The 24517-nt window shown below is 72.4% G+C and carries 10 protein-coding genes, 1 tRNA gene and 1 pseudogene; 6 read left to right on the top strand and 6 right to left on the bottom strand.

Translation table 11 applies throughout. The annotated features are described in order from the left end of the window. The 3 genes from AB0B85_RS32480 to AB0B85_RS32490 all read right to left on the bottom strand — a co-directional run. Positions 1-11066: SDR family NAD(P)-dependent oxidoreductase (locus tag AB0B85_RS32480; RefSeq protein ID WP_357413401.1), on the bottom strand; the 11066-nt coding region annotated here is incomplete at its 3' end. A gap of 396 nt (positions 11067-11462) precedes the next feature. Beyond that, positions 11463-12224 (bottom strand): alpha/beta fold hydrolase, encoded by a 762-nt coding sequence (locus AB0B85_RS32485; protein WP_357413403.1) that lies wholly within the window; start codon positions 12222-12224, stop codon positions 11463-11465. Positions 12225-12260: 36 nt separating this feature from the next. Then, positions 12261-12497, bottom strand: coding sequence for a hypothetical protein (locus AB0B85_RS32490; RefSeq protein WP_357413405.1), 237 nt, complete (start codon positions 12495-12497; stop codon positions 12261-12263). Between the two features lie 447 nt (positions 12498-12944). Here AB0B85_RS32490 and dpgA point away from each other — a divergent pair, with 447 nt between their 5' ends. Genes dpgA through dpgD form a run of 6 tightly spaced genes read left to right on the top strand, consistent with a single transcriptional unit; the run spans position 12945 to position 20118 of the window. Continuing rightward, complete coding sequence (dpgA, locus tag AB0B85_RS32495) at positions 12945-14060, top strand: 3,5-dihydroxyphenylacetyl-CoA synthase DpgA (RefSeq protein ID WP_357413406.1); 1116 nt, start codon at positions 12945-12947, stop codon at positions 14058-14060. Positions 14061-14093: 33 nt separating this feature from the next. Next, complete coding sequence (dpgB, locus tag AB0B85_RS32500) at positions 14094-14807, top strand: enoyl-CoA-hydratase DpgB (RefSeq protein ID WP_357413408.1); 714 nt, start codon at positions 14094-14096, stop codon at positions 14805-14807. 5 nt (positions 14808-14812) lie between these two features. Beyond that, on the top strand, positions 14813-16168 hold the full coding sequence (gene dpgC, locus AB0B85_RS32505; protein ID WP_357413410.1) for a (3,5-dihydroxyphenyl)acetyl-CoA 1,2-dioxygenase DpgC: 1356 nt from the start codon (positions 14813-14815) through the stop codon (positions 16166-16168). Then, positions 16165-17823 carry a thiamine pyrophosphate-binding protein gene (locus tag AB0B85_RS32510; protein WP_357413412.1) on the top strand — a complete coding sequence of 553 codons (1659 nt, stop codon included), beginning with the start codon at positions 16165-16167 and terminating at the stop codon, positions 17821-17823. The genes dpgC and AB0B85_RS32510 overlap by 4 nt, the downstream gene beginning before the upstream one ends. Before the next feature lie 22 nt (positions 17824-17845). Then, the gene (locus AB0B85_RS32515) at positions 17846-19303 is read left to right on the top strand and encodes a benzaldehyde dehydrogenase (protein WP_357413414.1); all 1458 of its coding nucleotides are present in this window, start codon (positions 17846-17848) and stop codon (positions 19301-19303) included. Next, the gene (dpgD, locus tag AB0B85_RS32520) at positions 19300-20118 is read left to right on the top strand and encodes an enoyl-CoA-hydratase DpgD (protein ID WP_357413417.1); all 819 of its coding nucleotides are present in this window, start codon (positions 19300-19302) and stop codon (positions 20116-20118) included. Before AB0B85_RS32515 ends, dpgD begins: the two co-directional genes overlap by 4 nt. Positions 20119-20124: 6 nt before the next feature. Here dpgD and AB0B85_RS32525 read toward each other — a convergent pair whose 3' ends face one another. The 3 genes and pseudogenes from AB0B85_RS32525 to AB0B85_RS32535 all read right to left on the bottom strand — a co-directional run. Beyond that, a complete protein-coding gene (locus AB0B85_RS32525; RefSeq protein ID WP_357413415.1) occupies positions 20125-22806 on the bottom strand; it encodes a LuxR C-terminal-related transcriptional regulator in 2682 nt (893 codons plus the stop codon). Between the two features lie 1168 nt (positions 22807-23974). Next, a tRNA-Ala gene (locus AB0B85_RS32530) sits at positions 23975-24048 on the bottom strand. 270 nt (positions 24049-24318) lie between these two features. Further along, positions 24319-24517 (bottom strand): annotated as a pseudogene (locus tag AB0B85_RS32535) (hypothetical protein); the annotation flags it as partial.

Genomic DNA, 24517 nt, shown 5'->3' on the forward strand with positions numbered 1-24517 from the left:
ACCGGAAAAACCCCATACAACTCCCGACCCATCCCCAACCGCTGCGCACCCTGACCCGCAAACAACACACCCAACCGACCACCCACCACACGACCCGACACAGCCGGCCTGACCAAACCAGCCTTCAACTCAGCGACATCCCGACCAACCACCGCCGCCCGAAACTCAAACCCCGCCCGCCGCGTCACCAACGCCCGACCCACAGCGGCCGCAGACACCGGGCCGAAATCGGCGGCGGTCAGGCGCGCGGCCTGGTCGGCGACGGCCTGCTCAGTGCGCCCGGAGAACACCCACGGCACCGGCATGCCCGCCGGGCCGGGATCGGGCAGGAACCGCTCCGGCGCGGGCGCCTCCAAAACGACATGCGCGTTAGTGCCACTGATACCGAACGACGACACCGCCGCCCGACGCGGACGGTCGAGTTCCGGCCACTCCCGCGCCGAAGTCAACAACTGCACCGCACCCGCCGACCAATCCACAAACGGCGACGGCTCATCCACATGCAACGTCCGCGGCAACACACCATGCCGCATCGCCATCACCATCTTGATCACACCACCGACCCCAGCAGCCGCCTGAGTATGACCAACATTCGACTTCAACGACCCGACGAACAACGGACCTTCGACGGGTCGGTCACCGTAGACAGCGATCAACGCCTGCGCCTCGATCGGATCACCCAACCGCGTACCAGTGCCGTGGGCTTCCACCACGTCCACGTCAGCCGCCGTCAGACCCGCACTGTCCAACGCGGACCGAATCACTCGCTGCTGCGACGGACCACTCGGCGCCGTCAATCCATTGCTGGCACCGTCCTGGTTGACCGCACTACCGGCGATCACCGCGAGCACCCGGTGGCCGTGCCGACGGGCGTCGGACAGGCGCTCCAGCAGCACCATTCCGACGCCCTCACCCCAACCCGTGCCATCGGCGGCGGCGGAGAACGCCTTGCACCGGCCGTCGACCGACAAGCCCCGCTGCCGGCTGAACTCCACAAACGTCAACGGCGTCGCCATCACCGTCACACCACCAGCCAAGGCCAACGAACACTCACCCCGCCGCAACGCCTGCCCCGCAAGATGCATCGCCACCAACGACGACGAACACGCCGTATCAACCGTGACCGCCGGACCCTCCAACCCGAACACGTACGACACCCGACCCGACGCGACGGAGGTCGCCACGCCGGTGAGCAGGTGGCCCTCGACGCCTTCGCCGCTGGTCGCTGTGGCACGCAGGCCGAAGGCGTAGTCGTTGCTGATGACCCCGGCGAAGACAGCGGTGTCGGTGCCGCGCACCGACACCGGGTCGATCCCGGCATGCTCGAACGTCTCCCACGCCGTCTCAAGCAGCAGCCGATGCTGCGGGTCGACGGTCAGCGCCTCCCGGGGCGGCATGCCGAAGAACGCAGCGTCGAAGTCGGGGGCATCGTGCAGGAAGCCGCCCCGCATCGCGTACGTAGTGCCCAGGTGGTCCGGGTCGGGATGGTAGAGGCGGTCGAGGTCCCAGCCGCGGTCGGTCGGCATCGCGGTGGTGGCGTCCACGCCGTCGGCAACCAGTCGCCACAGCTGTTCGGGTGAGGCGACGCCGCCCGGATAGCGGCAGCTCATGCCGATGATGGCGATCGGGTCGTCGGAGGCGGGCGCGGCCACCGATCCGGTCGGCGCGGCGGCCGGCGGCCCGCCGAGCAGGCTGAGCACGTGCTCGGTCACCGAGTCCGGGCTGGGATAGTCGAACACGAGCGTGGCGGGCAGCCCTACGCCGAGGTCGCTGGCGAGCGCGTTGCGCAGTTCGACGGCGGTGAGCGAGTCGACACCGAGCGCTTTGAAGGTCAAATGCGGTTTGATCTCGGCTGCGGAGCCGTAGCCGAGCACGGTGGCGGTCGCGACGCAGACCGCCTCGGCGACGGCGTCGCGGCGGTCTGCCTCGGGCAGCCGTGCGGCGAGCACAGACAGGTCGGCGCTGGCGGCGGCCCGCCGCGACGGCACCCGGACCAGGCCGCGCAGCAGCGGCGGGACATCGGCGCGCCCCGCAAGCGTGCCCAGCTGCAGGTTCGCCGCGACGACCACGGGCTCGGCCCCGGCGAGGACGCGGTCGAGGGCGGCGAGGGCGGCGTCGGTGGCCAGCGGCGCCATGCCGGTACGCCGGTCGACGGCGCTCGGTGTGAGCCCGGCGGTCATGCCGCTGGCCTCGGCCCACAGCCCCCATGCCAGCGACGTGGTGGGACGGCCGTGGACGGCGCGGGCGTGCGCCAAGGCGTCGAGCGCGGCATTGGCTGCGGCGTAGTTGGCCTGGCCCGGGTTGCCGAAGGTCGCCGCTGCGGAGGAGAAGAGGATCAGCGGCGCGTCCCCGGCCACGGTGGCGAGGTGCCGCGCCGCGTCGATCTTCGGACGGAGCACCGTGTCGAGCCGCGCGGGCGTCTGTGCGGCGAGGATGCCGTCGTCAACGACCCCGGCGGTGTGGATAATCGCGGCGAATCGGCCGCCGCTGCGGGCGACCAGGTCGCGTACGGCGTCGGCGTCGGCGACGTCGCAGGCGATGACCTCGACGCGAGCGTCGAGGTCGTCCAGCTCGGCGACGAGGGCGGCGGCGGTGTCGGCGGCCGGGCCGCGGCGGCTGGCCAGCACCAGATGCCGCACCCCGTAGGCGGTGGCGAGGTGGCGGGCGACGATGCCGGCGAGGGTGCCGGTGCCGCCGGTGATCAGGACCGGGCCGTCCTCGATCGGGGCGGGCATGGTCAGCACGAGCTTGCCGGTGTGCCGGGCCTGCTGCATGTATCGGAACGCCTCGGGGGCGCGGCGGATGTCCCACGCCGTGACTGGCGGCGGGGTCAGGACGCCCTGCCCGGCGAGGTCGACCAGGCGCGCGAGCAGTTTGTCGATCCGGTCGGGTCCGGCGTCGGCGAGGTCGAGCGCCTGATACGCGATTCCGGGGTGTGCGGCGGCGATCTGCTCCGGGTCCCGGATGTCCGCCTTGCCCATCTCCAGGAACCGGCCGCCGCGCGGCAGCAGCCGCAGGGTGGCGTCGACGAACTCTCCGGCGAGGGAGTCCAGCACGACGTCGACGCCCACGCCGCCGGTCGCGGCGAGGAAGCGGTCGGCGAAGCCAGTGTCGCGGGTGTTGCCGATGCGCTCGTCGGCCAGGCCCATCCCGCGGAGCACTTCCCACTTGCCGGGGCTGGCGGTGCCGAACACGTCGGCGCCGAGGTGACGGGCGATGCTGACGGCGGGCATACCGACACCACCGGCGGCCGAGTGCACCAGCACGCGTTCCCCCGGCTGGACCGCGGCGAGGTCGGTCAGGGCGTACAGGGCGGTGAGCATGCCGACGGGTGCCGCCGCGGCCTGCGCGAACGACCAACCGGCCGGAATCGGGGCGACCACGCGGTGGTCGGCCACGGCGACGGGCGCGAACGCGGCCGGGAACAGGCCCATCACCCGGTCGCCAGGGGTGAACCCGGTGACGGCAGCGCCGACTTCGACCACCACACCGGCGGCCTCGCCGCCGAGGGCGAGCCGGTCCGGGTACACGCCGAGGGCGAGCAGCACGTCGCGGAAGTTGAGCCCGGCGGCCCGTACGGCGATGCGGACCTCGTGCGGCGCCAGTGGCCGCAGCCCGTCCGGGTGCTCGACGAGGTCGAGCCGGTCGAGGGTGCCGGTGGCCAGCGACTCCAGCCGCCAGGACGCTGCGGCGGGCAGGGTCAGCGTGGCATTGGCAGAGGTGCGAATGAGCCGGGGTACGAGCAGGCGCCCGGAGCGCAGCGCGATCTGCGGTTCGCCGCTGCCGAGGGCGGCACCGAGCGCGACCGTTGACAGGGGTGCGTCGTCGGTGTCGACGAGGACCAGGAGGCCGGGGTGCTCGGACTGGGCGGAGCGGATCAGGCCCCAGACCGCGGCGCCGCCGACAGTGGCGGGCGGTTCGGCGTGGTGCGTGCCGACTGCGGCCCGGGTGAGCAGCACCAGCCGCGCGCCGTCCAGGGCATCAGCGGCGAGGAACTGCTGCGTGAGCGCGAGCGCGTGGGTCGTCGCGGCGCGGACGCCGTCAGCGGTACGCAGGTCGGCGACGACGGCGTCGGCGGCTGTCACGGCGGCCAGGTCGGCGTGCCCGGTGACCCGGTCACCGCCCTCCGCCTCCAGGCGGGTGTCGCCGAGCACCGCCCAGGTCCGGACGGTGTGCCCGCCCGTCTGCACGACGCTCCACTCGGTTCGGTAGGTGGTGTCGGCGGCCGCGGTCGAGCGGCCGCCGGTCTCGACGGCGCGCAGGGTCAGCGACGCGATCACGGCGACGGGCTGCCCGGCGGGGTCGGTCACGTCGACGGCGACCGTATCCGGACCGAGCGGGGTGATCCGGACCCGGCAGGTCGTGGCACCGGTGGCGGCCAGGCTGACGCCGCTGAACACGAACGGCATCCGTGCCTGCCGGGCCCCTGCGGCGGGGGCGAGGTCCAGGGCGTGCAGCACGGCGTCGAGCAGCGCGGGGTGGATGCCGTACCCGGTGTGGTCGAGCCCATCGGGCAGGACGACCTCGGCGAGCACGTCGTCGCCGTGGTGCCACGCGGCGCGCAGGCCCTGGAGCCGAGGGCCGTAGGCCAGCCCGTCGGCCACGCGCGCGGCGTAGAAGCCGTCGACGGCGATCGGCTCCGCGCCGTAGGGCGGCCATGCCTCGGCGGCGCGGGCCGGCTGCGGGCGGTCAGGCACGACGTTTCCGGTGGCGTGCCGGGTCCAGCCCGCCTCGTCCGAACCGGACGGGCGTGTGTGCAGGCTGATCTGGCGGCTGCCGGAGTTGTCGGCGGGGCCGGTCCACAGCTGCAGGTCGAGGTCGGCGACGACGTCGACCGGCGTTTCGATGACCAGTTCCTCGAGCCGCCCGCAGCCGGCCCGGTCACCGGCGTGCAGCGCCAGCTCGACGATCGCGGTGCCGGGTAGCAGGGTGCGGCCGGATACGACGTGGTCGGCCAGCCACGGCTGGGTACCGGCCGACAGTCGGCCGGTGAGCAGCAGCCCGTCCGGTGCGGCGACGGTGGCACCCGCGCGGAGCAGCGGATGCGTCGCGGCGGTCAGGCCCAGGTCGACGGGGTCGCCGAGGGCTGCCCCGGCCTCGGTGCGCAGCCAGTAACGGCGACGCTCGAAGGGGTAGGTCGGCAGCGTGAACCGGTGCCGGGGGCCGCCGCCGAGCAGCGATGCCCAATCGGGCGTTACCCCTCGGGTGTACGCGGCCGCGACCGCCCCAAGCAGCGTGCGCACCTCCGACCGCCCCTTGCGCAGCCCGGCGATCAGGTCCGCCTGGTCTGGGGTGACGCTGTCGCGCCCCATGGCGGTCAGTACCCCGTCGGGGCCAAGTTCCAGCACTGTCGCGGCACCGGTCCCGACCGCCGTACGCAGCCCGTCGGCGAACCGTACCGCGTCGTGCACGTGCCGCACCCAGTAGTCGGGCGAGCCCAGCTGCTCGGGGGTGGCCAGGTGCCCGGTCACGTTGGACACGACCGGAATCTGCGGTGCACGGTAGGTCACCGAGGCAGCGACCTTCCGGAACTCGGCGAGCATCGGCTGCATGTGCGGAGAGTGGAACGCGTGGCTGACACGAAGCCGGGTGGTCCTGCGGCCCTGCGAGGCGAACTCGGCCGCCACCGCCTCCGCCGCGTCGGCGTCGCCGGAGACGACCACAGCCTGCGGGCCGTTGACGGCCGCGATCGCCAGCGCCCCGGCGACCCCGGCCAGGGCGGCCCGGACCTCCGCCTGCGTGGCGGCGATCGCGATCATGGCGCCGCCGGGCGTCAGCTGCCCCATGAGCCGGCCCCGGGTCGCGACCAGCAGCGCGGCGTCGGGCAGCGACAGCACCTGCGCCAGGTGCGCCGCGGTCAGCTCGCCGATCGAGTGCCCGATCAGGACGTCGGGGACGATGCCCCACGCCTCGACCTGCCGGAACAGCGCCACTCCCAGCGCGAACAGCGCCGCCTGGGTGAAGTCGGTCCGGTCGAGCAGCGCCGCCTCGGCCGATCCCTCCTCAGCCCACATGACCTCGCGCAGCGGCCGGGGCAGGTGCCGGTCCAACTCGGCACAGACCTCGGCGAGCGCCGCCGCGAACAGCGGGAACCGCTCGGCCAGCTCCCGGCCCATCCCTGGACGCTGGCTGCCCTGGCCGGTGAAGGCGATGGCCAGGCCGCCTGCGGCGGTCGTGCCGCGGACCAGTCCGGTGGCAGCGGTCTGCTCGGCCAGCGCGGTGAGCCCGGCGACCAGCTCGTCCCGGTCGGCGGCGACGACGGCGGCGCGGTGTTCGAAGGCGGTACGCCCGACGGCGAGCGCGGCGGCGAGGTCGGCCAGCGGGAACTCGGCGCCGGACCCCGCCCCGGCCGAAGCGGCCGCACTGCCGCCAACGGCACCAGCGTCGACACACAAGTCGGCGGCGAGCAGGTCGAGCAGCCGCCGGGCCTGCTCCCGCAGTGCGGTCTCACTGCGTGCCGACACGGGAGCCACCACGGTGGACGGACGGGCGGTCGGTGCGGCGGCGGTCTCCGGCGGCGCCTGCTCGAGGATAAGGTGGGCGTTGGTCCCACTGACCCCGAACGAGGAGATTCCGGCGCGGCGGGGACGCTGGAGCGGCGGCCATGGCGTGTGCTCGTGCAGCAGTTCCACCGCGCCCGCCGACCAGTCCACGGCCGTGGTCGGCGCGTCGACGTGCAGCGTCTTCGGCAGCTGCGCGTACTGGATCGCCTGGACCATCTTGATGACCGCGCCGACACCCGCCGACGCCTGCGCGTGCCCGATGTTCGACTTAATCGAGCCGAGCAGCAGCGGCCGCGCCCGGTCCTGCCCGTAGGTCGCCAGCAGCGCACCGGCCTCGATCGGGTCGCCGAGGGTGGTGCCGGTGCCGTGCGCCTCGACCGCATCCACGTCGGCGGTGCGCAGACCCGCGTCGGCCAGGGCTTGCCGGATCACGCGCTGCTGGGCGGGGCCGCTCGGGGCGGTCAGGCCATTGCTGGCCCCGTCGGAGTTGACCGCGCTGCCCCGCACCACCGCGAGCACCTGGTGGCCCTGGCTGCGGGCGTCGGACAGCCGCTCCAGCACGATCAGCCCGGCGCCCTCGGACCAGCCGGTGCCGTCGGCGGCGTCGGCGAATGCCTTGCAGCGGCCGTCGGCGGCAAGCCCGCTCTGGCGGCTGAACTCGATGAACGTCTCCGGGGTGGCCATCACGGCGACGCCGCCGGCCACCGCCAGTGTGCACTCGCCACGCCGCAGCGCCTGCACGGCCAGGTGGATGGCGACAAGCGACGACGAGCAGGCCGTGTCGACGGTGATCGCGGGCCCGGCCAGCCCCAGCGTGTACGCGATCCGCCCGGACGCGACGCTGCCCGCGTTGCCCGTGCCGAGGTATCCCTCCAGTTCGTCGGGGATGGCGCCGAGCCCGGTGGCGTAGTCGTGAAACATCAACCCGGCGTAGACGCCAGTGTCGGTGCCGCGCAGCGAGGCGGGGTCGATCCCGGCCCGTTCCAGCGCCTCCCAGCCGATCTCCAGCAGCAGCCGCTGCTGCGGATCCATGGCCAGGGCCTCGCGGGGACTGATGCCGAAGAACGCCGCGTCGAAGTCGCCGGGGGCGTCGAGGAAACCCGCGTGCCGGGTGGAGATGGTGCCGGGGGCGCTGCCGTCTCCGGCGAACAGACGGCCGAGGTCCCAGCCGCGGTCGGCCGGGAAGTCGCCGACCGCGTCTACGCCGTCGGCGACCAGCCGCCACAGCTGCTCAGGCGTGTGCACGCCGCCCGGGTAACGGCAGGCCATACCGACGATGACGATCGGGTCGTCGTCGGCGGCGCGGGGCCGCAGCACCACGTCGGGCCGGGTTGCGGCGCCGAACAGGGCATCCTCGAGGTGGCGGGCGACGGCGGCCGGGGTCGGATGGTCGAAGGCGAGCGTCGCCGGCAGCCTCAGCCCGGTCGCGGCCACCAGGCGGGCGCGCAGCGCCACTGCGGTCACCGAGGTGAAGCCGAGGTGCGTGAACGCCCGGTCGGCGGCGATGGCTGCCGGGTCGGCGTCGAGCAGGGCGGCGGCGTGCGCGCCGACCAACTCGGTCAGGGCGCGCAGCCGGGCGCGGGGCGGCAGGCCGGACAGGCTCGCCCGCAGTTCGACGGCGGCTTGAGGGTCGGCCGGGTCGGCGGCGGAGCGGTCGCGCAGCAGCGGTCGCAGCGGTGCCGCCTGCGGATCGGTGCCGAGCGCAGGGTCGGGACGCAGCGCGAGCAGGCCTGTCTGTCCGGACCAGAGCACGTCGGCGGCCGTCTCCACGTCCCGATCGGTGAGACCGGCGAGTCCGGGCACGGCCGGTTCGCTCTCGGCGAGCGGGGCGAACCCGGCGACGCGCACGTGCGGCGGCAGCCCGGCGACCGCGTACGCGATCGAGGCGGCGTCCCGTGGCGCGACCGGCATGCCGGGCAGACCCACCGGCGGCGTGCACAGGGTCACCGCGATCCCGGTGTCGCGGGTGAGTTCGGTCAGGTGCCCAGCCAGCTCGGCGTCGACGGCAGTCCGGACCACGTGCACGATCCCGGCAAGCGGGGCGTCGGTGCCGGCTTCGGCGAGCAGGCGGGCGGCGCCGACCGCGGACGCGGGCACGGCAGCGTGGACCCGTACCTCGGCGCCGAGACCGGCCAGTTCAGCGGCCAGAGCACGCGGGCTCTCGAGCAGGTCCTCGGTGGATGGTCCGCCGACGCAGAGCGCGAGCGACCGCAGCCGATGCCCGGCGACGAGGTGTCGGGCGAGCACCCGGCCCAGCCCGCTCGCCGCCCCGATGACCAGCACGGTGCCGTCAGCAGTCCGGGTGCCGGAAGCACGAACATCCGGCGCGCCACTGTCCACCCCGGCCGTGCCGGAGCCGACAGCGTCCGAGCCGACGGCGTCCGGGTCAACCTCGATGGAGGCGGGTACCGGCCCGAGCAGAGGTGTGAGCAGGCGGCCCGCGCGCAGTGCGAACTCCCGCGCGTCCGGTGTGGATCCGGGCACGACGGCCGGGTCGCCTCCGGTCGCCCGCCGCGGCACCTCGGCGAGCACCCGGGTCCAGGCCGCGACGTCGGCCTCGGCGGTGTTCGCCGTGTGGCCCGCCGCGCTCGCCGAGCCCTGGGGTGTCGCGGGCAATGCAAGATCAACGGTGAGCGCCGTGTGGTCCCGGTGGCGCAGCCAGGCACGGACAGCGGCAGCGGCCGGCTCGACCCGCTCGCCGGGCACCGCCGCAGTGCCGCCGCGGGTGACCACGACGACCGGGGCGGGCAGCTCAGGCAGGCCGTCGGCGGCGAGCAGGGCCAGTGTGGTGGGCAGGTCAGGGGTTTCGGGCAGGCTGAGGGCGTACCCGTCGAAGGTGCCCGCCGCCAGCGCGGCCGCGACGGTCGGCACGGCCGTGACGATGCCCCCGGCCCGGCGCACCGCCTCGGTCAGCGCGGGCTCGGCTGCGCCGATCACGGCCCAGCGGCCGCCGGCCGGGGCCGCCGCAGCGGGTGCTGCAGGTGCTGCGGGTGCCCAGCGCAGCCGCCACAACTGCTCGTGATGGCTCGCGCCGCTGCCGCGCAGCCGGGACGGAGTGTCCAGCAGCAGGCGCCGGCTCACCTTCCCCGACCCGGTACGCGGGATCGTCTCGATCTCGCGGACCTCGTCGGGCACCTTGAAGTAGGCGAGGCGCTCACGGCAGGCCGCGACGGCGGCGGCCGGTGACCAGCCCTCGGCGGCGGGGACGACGTAGGCGACGGGCACCTCTCCGAGCACGTCGTGTGGGCGACCGGCGACCGCGACGTCGGCGACGCCCGCGACGGTACGCAGCACCGCCTCGATCTCGCCCGGGTGGATGTTCTCCCCGGCCCGGATGATCAGCTCCTTGAGCCGGCCGGTGATGGTCAGGCGGCCTTCGGCGTCACGCCGGGCCAGGTCCCCGGTGTGGTACCAGCCGTCGCGCAGCGCCTGCTCGGTCTCGCGCGGCCGGCCGTGGTAGCCGAGCATCAGCGCGGGCCCGGCGACCAGCACTTCGCCCTCGTCGCCGTCGGGCACGTCGCGGCCGGTCCGCGGGTCGGCAAGCCGCACGGTCACCCCGGGTACGGCGGTGCCGCAGGTCCCGGCGGCCAGGGTGGCGTCGGGGTGGCTCATGGTGATCGCGCCGCAGGTCTCGGTGCTGCCGTAGGTGTCGACCACGGGCACGCCGAAGGCCGCCGCCATGGCCGCGCCGAGCGACGGTGTGGTGACCGCGCCGGTGACCAGGCAAGCCCGCAGCGCGGGCACGCGCAGCCCGGTCTCGCGCACCGCCGCCAGCAGGTGGTGGTACATCGCGGGGACGCCGACGAGCAGGGAAAACGGCTCGGCACGGACGGCGTCGAGCACGTCCTGCGCGGCGAAGCCTGTCAGAATGCGTGCGGTGGCGCCGGTGGCGGTGACACCGAGGACGCAGAGGATGTGCGCGAGGCTGTGGAACAGCGGCAGCGGCCACAGCAGCCGGTCTTCGGCATGCAGCCCGAGCACGCCCTGGTAGGACGAGCGCACTGACCACAGGCAGGCTGCCTGGGTGGAGACGACGCCCTTGGGTAGGCCGGTGGTCCCGGAGGTGTAGAGCATCCAGGCGGGCTCGTCCAGGCGCAGATCGTCGCGGGCGGGGCGGGGCGGTTCGGTCGTGGCCAGGCACTCGAAGGAGGCGGTGCCAGCGACCGGGGCGCCGACGAGCACGACAGTGCAGCCGGGGCGGGCGGCGACCAGGTCGAGGTGCGCGGGGTCGGTGACGACGACGCGGGCACCACTGTCGTCGAGGATGTGGGTGATCTCGGCGGGCGCGGCCTGCGGGTTGATCGGAACGCCCACCCCTGCGGCCCGGGTGACGGCGAGGTACGCCTCGACGGTCTCGACGCGGTTGCCGAGCAGGATCGCGGCGCGTTCGCCCCGCTGGAGTCCGGCGGCGGCCAAATGCCCAGCGATGCGGCCGGTCCGGGCGGCCAGGTGGGCGTAGGACACCGCGCGATCGGCGTCGGCGTAGGCGATCCGTCCCGGTCGGTCCAACGCGTGGCCGAGTAGTAGCTCGACTAGCGGTCGGCTGTCCTCGACATGCGCCACACCCACACTCCTCGCCTAGACGGATCGTTGCGTCGGTCGGCCCGGACACGGTTCATCGATTTCGGTTGCCGATCCGACAAGCTCGCTCGTGCGGGCGTTGCCCTGACTTCTGGTCGGAACGTAGACACCGCAAATGCGCAGCTACAACCCCTAGCCGTCCCCTAGTCCAGAGCCCTTAGGCGAAGCCCCTTACACCCTTGCGACGCGCCGTCAATCGAGAGAAATCAATGCGCCATGGAGGGCGAGGTTCATCTACGCGTTACCTGAGTCGTGTGATTTACGTCAGATGCTCCTTCGCGGAGCATCCCGGTACCGGCCCAGCGCCGGGGACCCGCAGGGCACACCCGACCAGGGCTGTGGGTATGGGTAGCCGCAGAGTTGCGGCGGCCGTACTGCTCACCTCTCGGGGAGCAGGACGTTCGAGATGAGGTCGACGACCTTCGTCGGCTGGTCGGACATGAAGAAGTGACCGCCGGTGAAGACCCGCACGTCGCAGGCACCGGTGGTGTGGGCCTGCCAGGCGTACGCATCCTCGATGCCGGTCGTCGGATCGGCGTCGCCGACCAGCACCGTGATCGGACAGCCGAGCACAGGCCCCGCCAGGTGCCGATAGGTCTCGATCGCCCGGTAGTCGGCCCGCAGCGCGGGCAGGATCGAGCGCAGCATGTCCTGGTCGGCCAGCAGCCGGGAGTGGGTGCCGTTGAGGCGCTGCAGCTCGGCGACGATGCCCTCGTTGGTCAGCCGGTGCACGTGCTCCTGGCGCCAGTTGGCCGGCGGGCGCCGCCCGGAGGCGAACAGGCGCACCGGCGCGATGCCGGCGCCCGTCTCCAGCCGCCGGGCCAGCTCGTACCCGACGATTGCGCCCATGCTGTGCCCGAAGATCGCGATGGGATGCTCGCCCAGGCTCGGCTCCAGCGCGGCGAAGACGCCGTCGGCCAGGTCGGCGATGCTTGCCAGGCACGGTTCGAAGCGGCGGTCCTGGCGCCCTGGGTACTGCACCGCGAGCACCTCGATGGTCGGGCTGAGCGCCTCGGAGGCCGGGAAGTAGAAGCTCGCCGAGCCACCGGCGTGCGGCAGGCAGATCAGGCGCAGGCGGCTGTCGGCCGACGGGTGAAACCGGCGGATCCACTGCGCTTGGCTGATGAGGTCCTGGCTCATGGGTGCGGTCTTCCTCCAAGGCCCCTGACGGGAGGCCTACGACGGGTCGCCGACGACGTTCGGATCGACGGATTCGGGCAGCAGACGGTCGCAGATCAGGTTTACGAAGCGGGTGTGGTGTTCGTCGATGAGGAAGTGCGGGAAGCAGACCAGTCTGATCCGGCACCCCTCGGCGGGGTGGAAGCGCCGCAGCCACCGAGCATGGTCGCTCTCGACCGGGCCGGCGGTCGACCCGAGCAACAGCGACAGGTGGGCACCGCGCGGCGCCGCCACGGTGCGGTGGGTTCCAACCGTCTCATGATCACCTCGCTGAAGAGCACCCGGTGGCGGGCGGCACCCGACCCGTCCGCAAACCGGGACAACGTCCGTTGTGGAGTGCAAGGCCGAACATGTCCATTGCCTACCGGATCAGCATGGCGATTCCACAGCTTCAATCAAGCCCCTAGCCATCCCCTACCTCCTGGCGGCCCGCTGCTCCGGGTCGCAGAGGGGGGCCCGGCCGGCGCCTCGTTCCGGCCTTCTCCCCTAGACCCCCTATCCGGCGGTGCGGAACAGCTCTCACCACAACAATGGTGTCGCTGCCCGGAAATGCTGCGGTAGCGTGCCGTCAGCGGCCGCAGGAATGCGCCGGATCCCTTTCCCATTCCTTTGCCGGGCCCCGATTCGCCGGCCGCGGAAAAGGCTGAACCCACGGACGGCGACGAGCGACAGGGCGGTCACATGACACTGGACGAGCAGCTGGCACACGTCGGAGCCCCCTTCCGCAAGGGCACCGCCCCGGCCGGTGAACTGACCGGTCCCAGCCTGTTGAGCGTCGCCACGGCGGTGCCCGAGAACTCCTATTCCCAGCGCGATCTTCTCGACCTTTTCGGCATCGAGGACCAGCGAATCCGCGGGGTCTTCCTGAACAGCGCGATCGACCGGCGATACCTCACGGTGCCGCCGATCGGCGCGGACGGCCGTCCTCGGATGGAGAGCCAGGGCGAGTTGCTGGCCAAGCACAAGCGGCAGGGTGTCGAGATGGGCGCCCGCGCCCTGCAGTCCTGCTTGAAGCAGATCAACGCCGCGGTCACCGACCTGGGATACCTGGTCTGCGTCTCGTCGACCGGCCTGCTCACGCCCGGGTTCAGCGCCCTGCTGATCCGAGAGCTGGGCATCCCGGCCGAGTGCAGCCGGCTCGACGTGGTCGGGATGGGCTGCAACGCCGGGCTCAACGCGCTGAACGCGACCACCGGCTGGGCGTCGGCCAATCCGGGCGGCCTGGCCGTGATGGTCTGCATCGAGGCGTGCTCGGCCGCATACGTCTTCGACGGCACAATGCGCACCTCCGTGGTGAACAGCCTCTTCGGCGACGGCGCGGCTGCCCTGGCGGTCTGCCGGGATCCGGGCCGCGACGGGCCGCAGGTGCTCAAGTACGCCAGCTGCGTCATCCCGGAGGCGGTCGACGCGATGCGCTTCGACTGGGACGACAGTCAGGGCAGGTTCAGCTTCTACCTCGATCGCGACATCCCGTACGTGGTAGGCGCGCACGCCGAGAAGGTGGTGGCCGACCTGCTACGCGGCACGGGTCTGCGGCGCAGCTCGATCGCCCACTGGCTGATCCACTCCGGCGGCAAGAAGGTGATCGATTCGGTGGCCGTGAACCTCGGCCTCACCCGTCACGACGTCCGCCACACCACCAGCGTGCTGCGCGATTTCGGCAACCTCTCCAGTGGATCGTTGCTCTTCTCCTACCGCCGGCTCCTGGACGAAGGCGTGATTCGCACCGGCGACTACGGCGTGCTGATGACCATGGGTCCCGGATCGACCATCGAGACCGCCCTCGTCCGCTACTGATCCTCTCGACGTGCACACGGATTGGACTTGAACATGTCAGTCACGGATTTGGCTCCGGAGGCCACCGCCGAGGAGTTCGCACTGACGATCGACAGCGGGCAGCCGTTGTCGGGGACGCTCATCGCGGACCTGGCCGGGCTCTGCGACCAGGTGGAGGATGCCGGCGGCGACGCGACGGTGACGATCCGGCTGACCGGCAACGGCAGGCCCGGCGACTGGCCGGGGCCGGTCGGGATCGACCTAGTGAGCCGCTGGGAGAAGGTGTTGCGCCGGCTGGAGCGCTCGCCCGCCGCTGTCGTCGTGGTCGCCGACGGGCCCTGCGCCGGCAGTGCTCTGGAAGTGCTGCTGATCGCCGACCATCGGGCGGCGACCCCACAGTTCCGGATCGTTCCGCCGATGACCGACGGCAGCCCGTGGGCCGGCATGTTCCTGTACCGGCTGGTGAACCACCTCGGCGGGGCGCACGCCCGACGGATCGTGCTGTTCGGCGCGGGCCTGTCCGCCGTCGAGGCGCTGGACCTGGGCCTGCTGGACGAGATCGTCACGGACCCGGCCACCCCGGCCGTGGAGCACCTGGACGGTGTGGCCCGCAGCGAGCTGGCCGTGCGCCGGCGGCTGCTCCTCGATGCTGGATCCACCAGCTTCGACGAGGCCCTCGGCATGCATCTGGCGGCCTGTGAGCGCGCGCTGCGCCGCGCTACCCGTGAAGCCGACACGCCGGCAGCGGCGGCACGGGAAGGGGCGTGACGGCGATGACGACGGGTCTCTCCACCGCGTGGCGGGCGGTGCCGCCGATGTTCACCGGCTCGCTGTTGACCGACGCCGCGGCGCTGGCGGAGTTCACCGCCGAAGCGGATCAGGCGCTGGCCGCGCTTCCCTCCCGCCCGGACCGCCACCCGGACCAACACCAGCTCGCCGCCGACATTTTCACCGACCAGCGCCGCGCCCGCACCACGTTCCTGCGCTGGCACGCCGAGCAGGTGTACCGGGAGCTGACCGGCGGCATGCGCGAACATCGCCGGATCACCGAGTTGGTCTTCGCGGCCGCCGACGCGTTCCCCGGGCTGGTGCCGACGCGAACGCAGATGGCCGCCGAGCGGGAATTGGGACAGGGCGACAAGGACGGCCGGGAAATCGATCAGGGCATCTTCCTCGCCGCGCTGCTGCGCAGCCCAGCCGCCGGGCGGCATCTACTGGAGGCGATGCGGCGGCCCACCGTACGGGCCCGCACCCTGCTCAGCCAGTTCACCCGTACCGGGACCGCCGAGATTGGCAGTGTCCGGCTGGAGCGGATCGGCGGGGTCGCGCACCTGACGATGGCCAACGGCCGGTTCCTCAATGCCGAGGATGACCAGCTCGTCGCGGACATGGAGATCGCCATCGACCTGGTCTTGCTGGACGACCGGGTCCAGGTCGGCGTGCTGCGCGGCGGCAAGATGACGCATCCGCGCTACCAGGGCCGGCGGGTGTTCTCGGCCGGCATCAATCTCGTCGACCTGCACCAGGGCCGGATCACCTACCTCGACTTCCTGATGGGCCGGGAGCTGGGCCTACTGCAGAAGCTGATCCGTGGGCTCTTCGTCGACGAGGTGTGGCCGCGGCCGCAGGCGGAGAAGCCGTGGGTCGCCGGGGTGGACGCCTTTGCCATCGGCGGCGGCATGCAGCTGTTGTTCGCGGTGGACCATGTGGTCGCGGCGGCGGACGCGTTCTTCAGCTTGCCGGCGGCGCAGGAGGGCATCGTGCCGGGCATGGCCAACCTGCGGTTGACCCGGCTCGCCGGTGGCCGCCTCTCCCGGCAGGTGATTCTCTCCGGCCGCCGGATCTGGGCGCACGAGCCGCAGGCCGCGCTGGTCTGTGACGAGGTGGTGGACCCGCACCGGATGGACGAGGCGGTTCGCGTCGCCGCCGCCAAGCTCGCCAGCCCGGCCGTGGTGGCGAACCGTCACATGATCAGCATCGCCGAGGAGCCGGTCGACGTCTTCCGCGCGTACGCCGCGGAGTTCGCGCTGGAACAGGCGCTGCGGTTGTACAGCGACGACGTGATCGGCAAGGTGGGGCGATTCTCGGCCGGCACGTCCGGTGCAGCGGCCGCCCGGCACGACTCATGAGACCCGTCGACGCCATGCTCGACGTCCTCGCCGACGAGGGGGTCACCACCGTCTTCGGCAATCCAGGAACGACGGAGCTGCCGTTCACCGAGGCGCTCGCCCGGCGGGATGGCTTCTCCTACGTACTCGGGTTGCAGGAGGGCTCGGTCGTCGCGATGGCCGACGGCTACGCCCGGGCCACCCGACGGCCGGCGTTCGTCAGCCTGCACGTCGCGGCGGGGCTTGCCAACGGCTTGGTCGGCCTGCTCAATGCGAGTCGATCGCGTACCCCTCTGGTGGTGACCGCCGGGCAGCAGGACCGGCGGCACCTGGCCAGTGACCCGATGCTCTCCGGCGACCTGGTCGGACTGGCACGGTCGGCGGTGAAACAGACCTTCGACGTGCAGCACGCGCATGACCTGCCGCTGCTGCTGCGGCGCGCGTTCGCCATGGCCGTGCGGCCCCCGGCCGGCCCGGTCTTCCTCTCCATCCCGATGGACCTGCTCGAGGAAGAGGGGCCGATCGAGCCGCCCGCACCGCGTTCCCGGCTGGCAGGGCTCGGTGTCGCCGCCGGGGTCGCCGAGGCGGCGCAACTGCTGGCCGGGGCCCGGCGGCCCGCGATCGTCGCCGGCGACGGGGTGAGCCGCGACGACGCGGTCGCCGAGATGGTCGCCGTCGCCGAGGCGCTCGGCGCGGTCACCTTTCACCAGCCGATGCACGACCGCGTCGACTTCCCCACCACCCACGACCTGTACGACGGCATGCTCGACGCCCGACACAGTGCGATCCGGCACCGCTTGACCGGCCACGACGTGGTGTTGATCGTCGGCACACACGCGTTCATGGCGCACCACTACACGCCCGGTTCCCCGATCCCGCCGGACACATCGGTCGTGCAGCTCGACTGCGACCCCGCGGAGCCGGGCCGCAACTTTCCCGTCGCCCTCGGCATGGTCGGCGGCATCCGGGCGACGCTGGCCGAACTGGCCCGTGAGCTGCGCGGCCGGGTACCGGTGGCCGCCGAGCGACGGGCCGAGATCGGGAGGCGCACCGCCGCGCACCGCGATCGGGTACGCGCCGAGGCGCTGGCCGGATACGGCAAGGCACCACTGGACCCGCTCGCGGCCGTGCACGCCATCACCACCGGGCTGCCGGCGGACGCCGTGGTGGTCGAGGAGGCGATCACCTCGGGAATCCTGCTGCGCTCGGTGCTGCCGCTGGAGCGGCCCGGATCGTACGTACACACGGCCGGCGGCGGCCTCGGCTCCGGAATCGGCGCGGCGATCGGCACGCGGATGGGCGACCCCGGCCGACCGGTGGTGGCGGTGCTCGGCGACGGCTGCACCATGTTCGGCCTCCAGGGCCTCTGGAGCGCCGCTCGCTACGGCGTGCCGGTCACGTTCGTCGTCATGAACAACGGCGAGTACCGCACGCTCAAGGAGACGATCGACCGGCGCGGCCACCTCACCGGTGCCGCCGACCCGTACCTAGGCCTCGACCTGGGCCCGCCCGAGCTGGACTTCACCCGGGCGGCCGAGTTCTTCGGCATCCGTGCGCTGCGCGTGCACAGCGCCGACCACCTCGCCGAAGCGGTGGCCAAGGCCGCCGTGGGCGACGAGGCCGTCCTGATTGACGTACCCGTCACGCGGCACCGCACCAGCCGGTTAGCGCCGTGACGTCTGATCGGAGAGGAAGACGATGACTACCCTCGTCGATGTCGGCGCGCTCGCCGGCACCGTGTTCAGCGGCGGCTGGCACGCCGCCGCACAGACCGCGACGGTCCGCGAGCCCGCGACCGGTGCCTCACTCGGCACCGTGGGCGTGGCCGACGCCGCCGACATCACCCGTGCCACAACGCTGGCCGCGGCGGCACAGCCGGCGTGGGCCGCTGTGCCCCCGGCCGAGCGGGCCGCGCTGCTGCGCCGCGCCGCGACGGTGCTGGAGGCGCACCGCGGCGAGATCGAGCAGTGGTTGGTACGCGAGGGGGGCGCCGTCGTTCCCAAGGCCCAGAGCGAAGTGGCGGCTGCGCGGGACGAGCTGTGGGAGGCAGCGGCGCTGCCCACCCAGCCGCACGGCACGCTGCTGCCCACGCCGGCCGGCCGGGCCAGCGTGGCCCGGCGGGTCCCGCTCGGCGTGGTCGGTGTGATCAGCCCGTGGAACTTCCCGCTGCTGCTGAGCCTGCGCGCGGTCGCCCCCGCGCTGGCGCTGGGCAACGCGGTGGTGCTCAAGCCGGACGTGCAGACCGCGGTGAGCGGCGGTTACGTCGTGGCCCGCATCTTCGAGGAGGCCGGGCTCCCCGGCGACGTGCTGCACGTGCTCGCCGGAGATGCCGAGCCGGGTCGGGCGCTCACCGAGGACCCGCGGACCGCCATGATCGCCTTCACCGGTTCCACCGCTGTCGGCCGTGAGGTGGGTGCCGCCGCCGGACGGGCCCTCAAGCGCGTCTCTCTGGAACTGGGTGGCAACAACGCCTTCATCGTGCTCGACGACGCGGACCTCGAGGCCGCGGCGTCGGCCGGCGCGTTCGGCTCGTTCTTCCACCAGGGTCAGGTCTGCATGACGGCGGGCCGGCACATCGTCGCCGAGCAGGTGGCCGGCCGGTACGTCGAGCTGCTCGCGGAGCGGGCCCGGCGGATGACCGTGGGCGACCCGTGGACTGAGCAGGTCCAACTCGGACCGATGATCAACGATGCGCAGCGGGACCGCGTCCACCGCATCGTCACCGACACCGTGGCGGTCGGTGCGGTGCTGCACTGTGGCGGCACATTCGAGGGTCGGTTCTACCGCCCGACGGTACTGGGCGGGGTCACCGCGAAGATGCCGGCGTTCACCGAGGAGATCTTCGGGCCGGTCGCGCCGGTCATCGTGGTGCGCGACGATCAGGAGGCCGTGGCGGTCGCCAACGACACCGAGTACGGCCTGGTCGCGGCGATCCAGACCGGCTCGGTGCCGCGGGCGCTGGCCCTGGCCGAGCGGCTCGCCACCGGCATCGTGCACGTCAACGACCAGACCATAAACGACGAGGCCACCGTGCCGTTCGGCGGCCGGGGTGCCTCCGGTAACGGCACCCGGTTCGGCTCGCAGCACAGCTGGGACGAGTTCACCCAGTGGCAGTGGGTCACCGCGCGGAGCACTCCGTGTCCGTACCCGGTGTGACGCCCGGCGCGGGCCCCGCGGAGGAGCGCCGGGTTCTGTGCACCCGGCGCGATCGGGTGGCGTACGTGACGCTCAACCGTCCTGCGGTGCTCAACGCGATGGACGTGCGGACCCACGAGGAGCTGGGCGCCGTCCTGGACGACATCGAGGCCGACGACGACGTGTGGGTGGTGGTGCTCACCGGCGCGGGCGACCGATCGTTCTCGGTCGGACAGGATCTCAAGGAGCTGGTCCAGCGCACCGAGGCGGGCGTGCCGCCGTCCACGTTCGGCGCCCGCGACCTGCCGGGGCACCCCCGGCTGACCGAGCGGTTCGGCTTCGCCAAGCCGATCGTCGCGCGCGTCAACGGGTACGCGTTCGGCGGCGGCTTCGAGCTGGCCCTGGCCTGCGACGTCGTGGTGGCTGCCGAGCACGCCGCCTTCGCGCTGCCGGAGGCACGGTTGGGCCTGATCCCCGGCGCGGGCGGGGTGTTTCGGTTGACGCGTCAGGTGCCGTACCGGATCGCTCTGGGGCACCTGATGACCGGGCGGCGGATGCCGGCCGCCCGGGCCCGGGAGCTGGGTCTGGTCAACGACGTGGTGCCGACCGCCGAGCTGGACGCCTGCGTCGACGGCTGGGTCCAGGACATCCTGGCCTGTGCCCCGCTCTCGGTACGCGCGATCAAGGAGGCCGCGCAGCGCTCCGCCACCATGCCCCTGGAACAGGCCTTCGGCACCCGCTTCGGGTGGGAGGAGCGGCGCCTGCGCAGCGCGGACGCACAGGAGGGCGCCCGCTCCTTCACCGAGAAGCGCACGCCCCGTTGGACCGGCACCTGATGCTCGTCAGCCGCCCGACGCGCTCGCCAACTCGCCCAATGGACCGATCTGCAGACTGGTCGGCAGATCGGTCCGGCTCTTCACGCCGAGCTTGCGGTACACCCGGGTGAGGTGCTGCTCCACAGTGCTCGTCGTGATGTGCAGCATTTCGGCGATCTGCCGGTTGGGGAGGCCCTGCGCGGCCAGCTCGCCGACCCGGCGTTCGGCTTCGCTGAGGGCGGTGGGGCCGCCGCGGTCCGGGCCGAGGGCCGCCGACCAATTTCCCGCGTCCGGGTACAGGCCCTGGGCAAGAGGGCTGGCCTGACATTCCTGCGCGACGCGACCGGCTCGGCGCATGGTGATCCTGGCTCGGCTGGAATCGCCGATGCTCTTGTAGGTGGAGCCGAGATCGGCCAGAGCGTGCGCCAGCTCCAGCCGGTCCCCCGCCGTCTGCAACGCCCGGACCGCGTCGGCCAGCAGCCGCGGACGCTCGCGGACGTCGGCGGTGGCGGCCAGGTGGCGCAGGGCCCGGCCGAAGACCCGGCCGTCGTGGCTGTCCAGGCGGCTGACCTGCTGGTCGAGCAGCTCGCGGGCCTCACCCTGGCGGCCCAGCCTGAGCAGGGTCTGGGCCGCGTCCAGCCGCCACGGCACCGCGGCCGGCGTGTCCGCGTCCCAGAGACGAAGCGTCTCCCCCAGCGTCTGGAAGTCGCTCAGAGCCGCGTACGGACGGCTGAGCGCCAGTTGCAGGTGACCGCGGGCCCGTAGATAGCGCAGGCCGAAGGGGGTCTGCAGCAGCGCGTCGGGCATGGGAGGGCTCAGGTGCGCGGCGGCCTCCTCGAAGCGGCCCATCTCGGCGCTGGCGGTCAGCAGGCAGGCCAACGGGGCTCCGACCACCACACCCCAGCTCATCGGGGACAGCTCGGTGAGCGCGGTGGCGGCGAGGCCGGCGGCCGCGGGCAGGTCGCCCTGCAACAGCGCCTGGTCGGCGCGAACGGCGGCGTGCAAGCCGCGCCAGACGCCAGCGCCGCGACCGGCCGCCTCGGCCAGCATCGGCATCCAACTCGCCGAGGTCGCCTCGGCGCGCTCCGGGTCGACGAGCGCCCACAGTGCCACAGTCATCGGTGCCAGGGGGGAATCGTCGAGCTGTTCGCCAGAGCGCAGGTGCTCGCCGAGGATCAGCGTCTGCTGATCGGCCTCCGGACCGGGCCGCGCGGCGTCACCGTGGCGCAGCATGGGATAGCACCGTTCCAGGTAGTCACGCAGGGTCCGCAGGTCGGCGGCGGTGTTCGCGTCCGGTTGCGGTTCGCCGGCGAGCTGGTCGAGGATCTGCGCCGCCTCATCCACGCGCCCGTGCCAGAGAAGTTGCTGCACCGGCGCCACGACGTGCCGCCCGGTCAGGCGGCCCTCGGTGATGGCGATGGTGAGGTGCCCCAGATGCCGGACGGCCCGGGCCGGGTCGACGCGCCATTCAGCCTGGGCGAGCACGGAACGGGTGACCGCCCGCTGGGTGTCGTCTACGGACGCGCGGTGGGCGAGTTCGAGACAGTCGAGCGCGAAGCCCAGCTGGCCGCTGGTGCGGGCGCTGTCCGCCGACTCCTGCAGGATCGCGGTCTCCCACGGCTCCTTGCTGTCGCCCGCGGCCACCAGATGGTGAGCGACCGCCGTGGGTTGCCCGCCCTGATGGTGCAGTGCCTGGGCCGCCCGGCGGTGCAGGTGCTCCAGGTGTTCCGGGGGCATGTCGTCGAGCACGGCCTGGCGGGCGATCGGGTGCCGGCACTGCCCGTGCAGCAGGATGCCGGCTTCTTCGAGCAGGTCCAGGACGGTCTTCACGGCACCGGCCCGGGCGTCCGAGAGCTGGGCCAGGACCGCCACGGAGGCGGGTTCCCGCATTATCGCGACGGCCCGCGCGACCGCCAGCACCTCCTCGCCGCAGCGGTACAGGTAGGACACCACAGCATCGGCATAGGTCTCCCCGACCGCGAGGCGCGAGGGCTGCCCGGTGGCGGTCGCGAGGTCCGACGCCTGCCAGTCCTCGGCAAGGGCCTGGGCGAGCAGCGGGTTGCCGCCGGTGACCGCGTAGGCGCCAGCCGCGATGCTGTGGGCCACGTGCGGGTCGAGCTCGTGGGCGAGCAGCGCCGCCACGCCCTCCTCGGACAGCATCGGCAGGCGTAGCTGGCGGCAGTCCGGCTGGCGCAGCATCTCCGTGCGAGCCTGTGCGTATTCATGGCCGCCCGCCCGCGTCCGATTGTTGAGGACGAGCATGATCGGGAAGTTGCGCACCCGGCGGGCGATGAAGAGCAGGCATTGCAGCGACACGGAGTCCGCGAGGTGCACGTCGTCCACGCCGATGAGCAGCGGCAGAGAGGCGGCGTTGGTATGCACGATCCGCCACACGGTGGTCAGGATCTCCGGCAGCGCTTGTGGATCGGACGCCAGCTGCCTGGCCCGTTCCCGCTCCTGTGGATCGACGTCGACACCTTGCAGGATCTGGTCGACCACACCGAGCGGAAGGTGCTGCTCCGCGGGGGACCCGGCGGCGCTGACGAAGCGGGACCGCGACCCGACCCGGTCCGCGAAGGCGTACAGCAACGCGGTCTTGCCGGTAGCCGCGAGACCTCTGATGATCGCAAGGCCGCCCGTTCCCTGGCTGCATCGATCGAACTGCTCCGACAGCTCGGCCATCTGGACGTCACGCTCGATCATCACCATCTCGCACCATTCCCCCGAATTATGCGTATCTGTCAATGCAGCAGGGACCATGCCTGACTTCGGGCTGCCACACCTCTGCGGAGATGTGTGACGGGAAACTGCTCATGCACCATCACCGCACCAGCGAAATGTCTCCCTGCCGTGCACAGCTTGCCATGCCGGTCATTGCGGAGGGGAACACCTTAAAGGGGGACACCTTAAAGCGCACGAAGTTGTCCTTGGCCACGGAAACGGTGCCCATCGTCCGAGACTCCCATGCAAGATGATCTACATATGCTGGCAGAAGCCCCGGCGGCACACCAGCCAAACGGCCAGGTAGCCGCACCAATCGGCGCAGCACAAGTTTTCACGCGGCGTCGACAAGAGGACGCATCCGAGGCTGTCGGGGTGGCCGGATTTGAACCGACGGCCTCTTCTTGACGACCATTGCCCTCGCGGTTGTCAACGATGAGCTGCAACAACGCAGCGTGATTGATCGTGCGCTGCCTGGAAACCACCTTCACGCTCAAATTGATTCCGGACTGAAGGTCCGCCAGGGGCCTGGCGATGTTCGAGGCGTTGCTTGAGGGGACGCCAGATTGTTCGGCATCTCCTTGCAGACCTGGGGCCGGACCAGTAACGGGACGAGGAGCTTGCCGATGCCGTGACCCTCGGAGTCGACGTTGATGGTCAAACGGGACCGGTCCCGCGCCGACAGGCTCGACGGTGACGTCGACGACGGCCCGGATCGGTCCGTCAATTCCTCGGACGCCCCACGTACGCGGCGGGTCGAAGTGCGCGACTTCGGAGCTGCGCGCCCGGTCGGCGCCGCCGATGCGCCAGGTGGTCGTGCACCGTGCTCCCACCGCCGGGACGCCGGGACAGGTACAGCAGCCAGCCTTCGTCGTGGGCGACGCCGTCACGTACGGACTCCGTGTCGGTCGAGGTGGTGATGTTCGAGCTCGAGCCGTGCGGCCGCTCAGCTCGGACACGGCAGCAAGGAGCTCACCGGGAAGCACTACATCCAAAGTCCGCGCTCGCCCGGGACAGCCCTCCTCGCGTGGACAGGCCGCCCGACGCGCGTGGCCGTCCCGGGCGTTTGTGGGGGGCCGGGGGTGATGCAAACCGCATAGACAAACGCAAGGCCCTGACCGGCATTCCCGCTGGCCAGGGCCTTGCATAAGAAATGTGGAGCTGAGGGGATTTGAACCCCTGACCCCCTCGATGCGAACGAGGTGCGCTACCAGTCTGCGCCACAGCCCCCCACCGGCGAACCGGCTTCGGTCCCACCCGGCTTACACCGGGCGGGCCGGCAGCAAGGCTAACAGGTCACCGGCCCTCACCGCGAATCCGCCCCCGGCACGGCGCCCCACCCAGGGCGAAGATCCACTCGGGTTCCCGGAAATCGGGGCATCCAGGACGCCGCGACACCCCACCTTGCAGAAAGCCGTGTCGATCAAGCCGCACGACAGAGCACGGCCCGCACGGCAGAGCCCACACGCCCGGCACGGGCCCGGGCTCGCCTGGTGGTGGTCAGGCGCCTCGGCCGGCCTCGTAGGGGCGGCCGCGCAATCCGCCGGCCCGGCGGTACGAGACCGAACCTCCGTTTACCGCCGCCGGCAGGTCACCCGGTCGGTCCAGGCCCATGGCGGCTCGGCGTACCCCTTCGCGCTGGGCGGCCAGGCGGCGTTGCGCCTCCCGGCGGGCTGCGGCGCGGCGGGCCTGCTCCCGG

The sequence above is a fragment of the Micromonospora sp. NPDC049044 genome (assembly GCF_040649215.1).
In the GTDB taxonomy this organism is placed as follows: domain Bacteria; phylum Actinomycetota; class Actinomycetes; order Mycobacteriales; family Micromonosporaceae; genus Micromonospora.

Coding starts and splice junctions, on each gene's coding strand:
- dpgA (WP_357413406.1), top strand. CDS start 12,945: ATGACACTGGACGAGCAGCTGGCACACGTCGGAGCCCCCTTCCGCAAG.
- AB0B85_RS32515 (WP_357413414.1), top strand. CDS start 17,846: ATGACTACCCTCGTCGATGTCGGCGCGCTCGCCGGCACCGTGTTCAGC.
- AB0B85_RS32485 (WP_357413403.1), bottom strand. CDS start 12,224: ATGAGCCAGGACCTCATCAGCCAAGCGCAGTGGATCCGCCGGTTTCAC.
- AB0B85_RS32510 (WP_357413412.1), top strand. CDS start 16,165: ATGAGACCCGTCGACGCCATGCTCGACGTCCTCGCCGACGAGGGGGTC.
- AB0B85_RS32525 (WP_357413415.1), bottom strand. CDS start 22,806: ATGGTGATGATCGAGCGTGACGTCCAGATGGCCGAGCTGTCGGAGCAG.
- dpgC (WP_357413410.1), top strand. CDS start 14,813: ATGACGACGGGTCTCTCCACCGCGTGGCGGGCGGTGCCGCCGATGTTC.
- dpgB (WP_357413408.1), top strand. CDS start 14,094: ATGTCAGTCACGGATTTGGCTCCGGAGGCCACCGCCGAGGAGTTCGCA.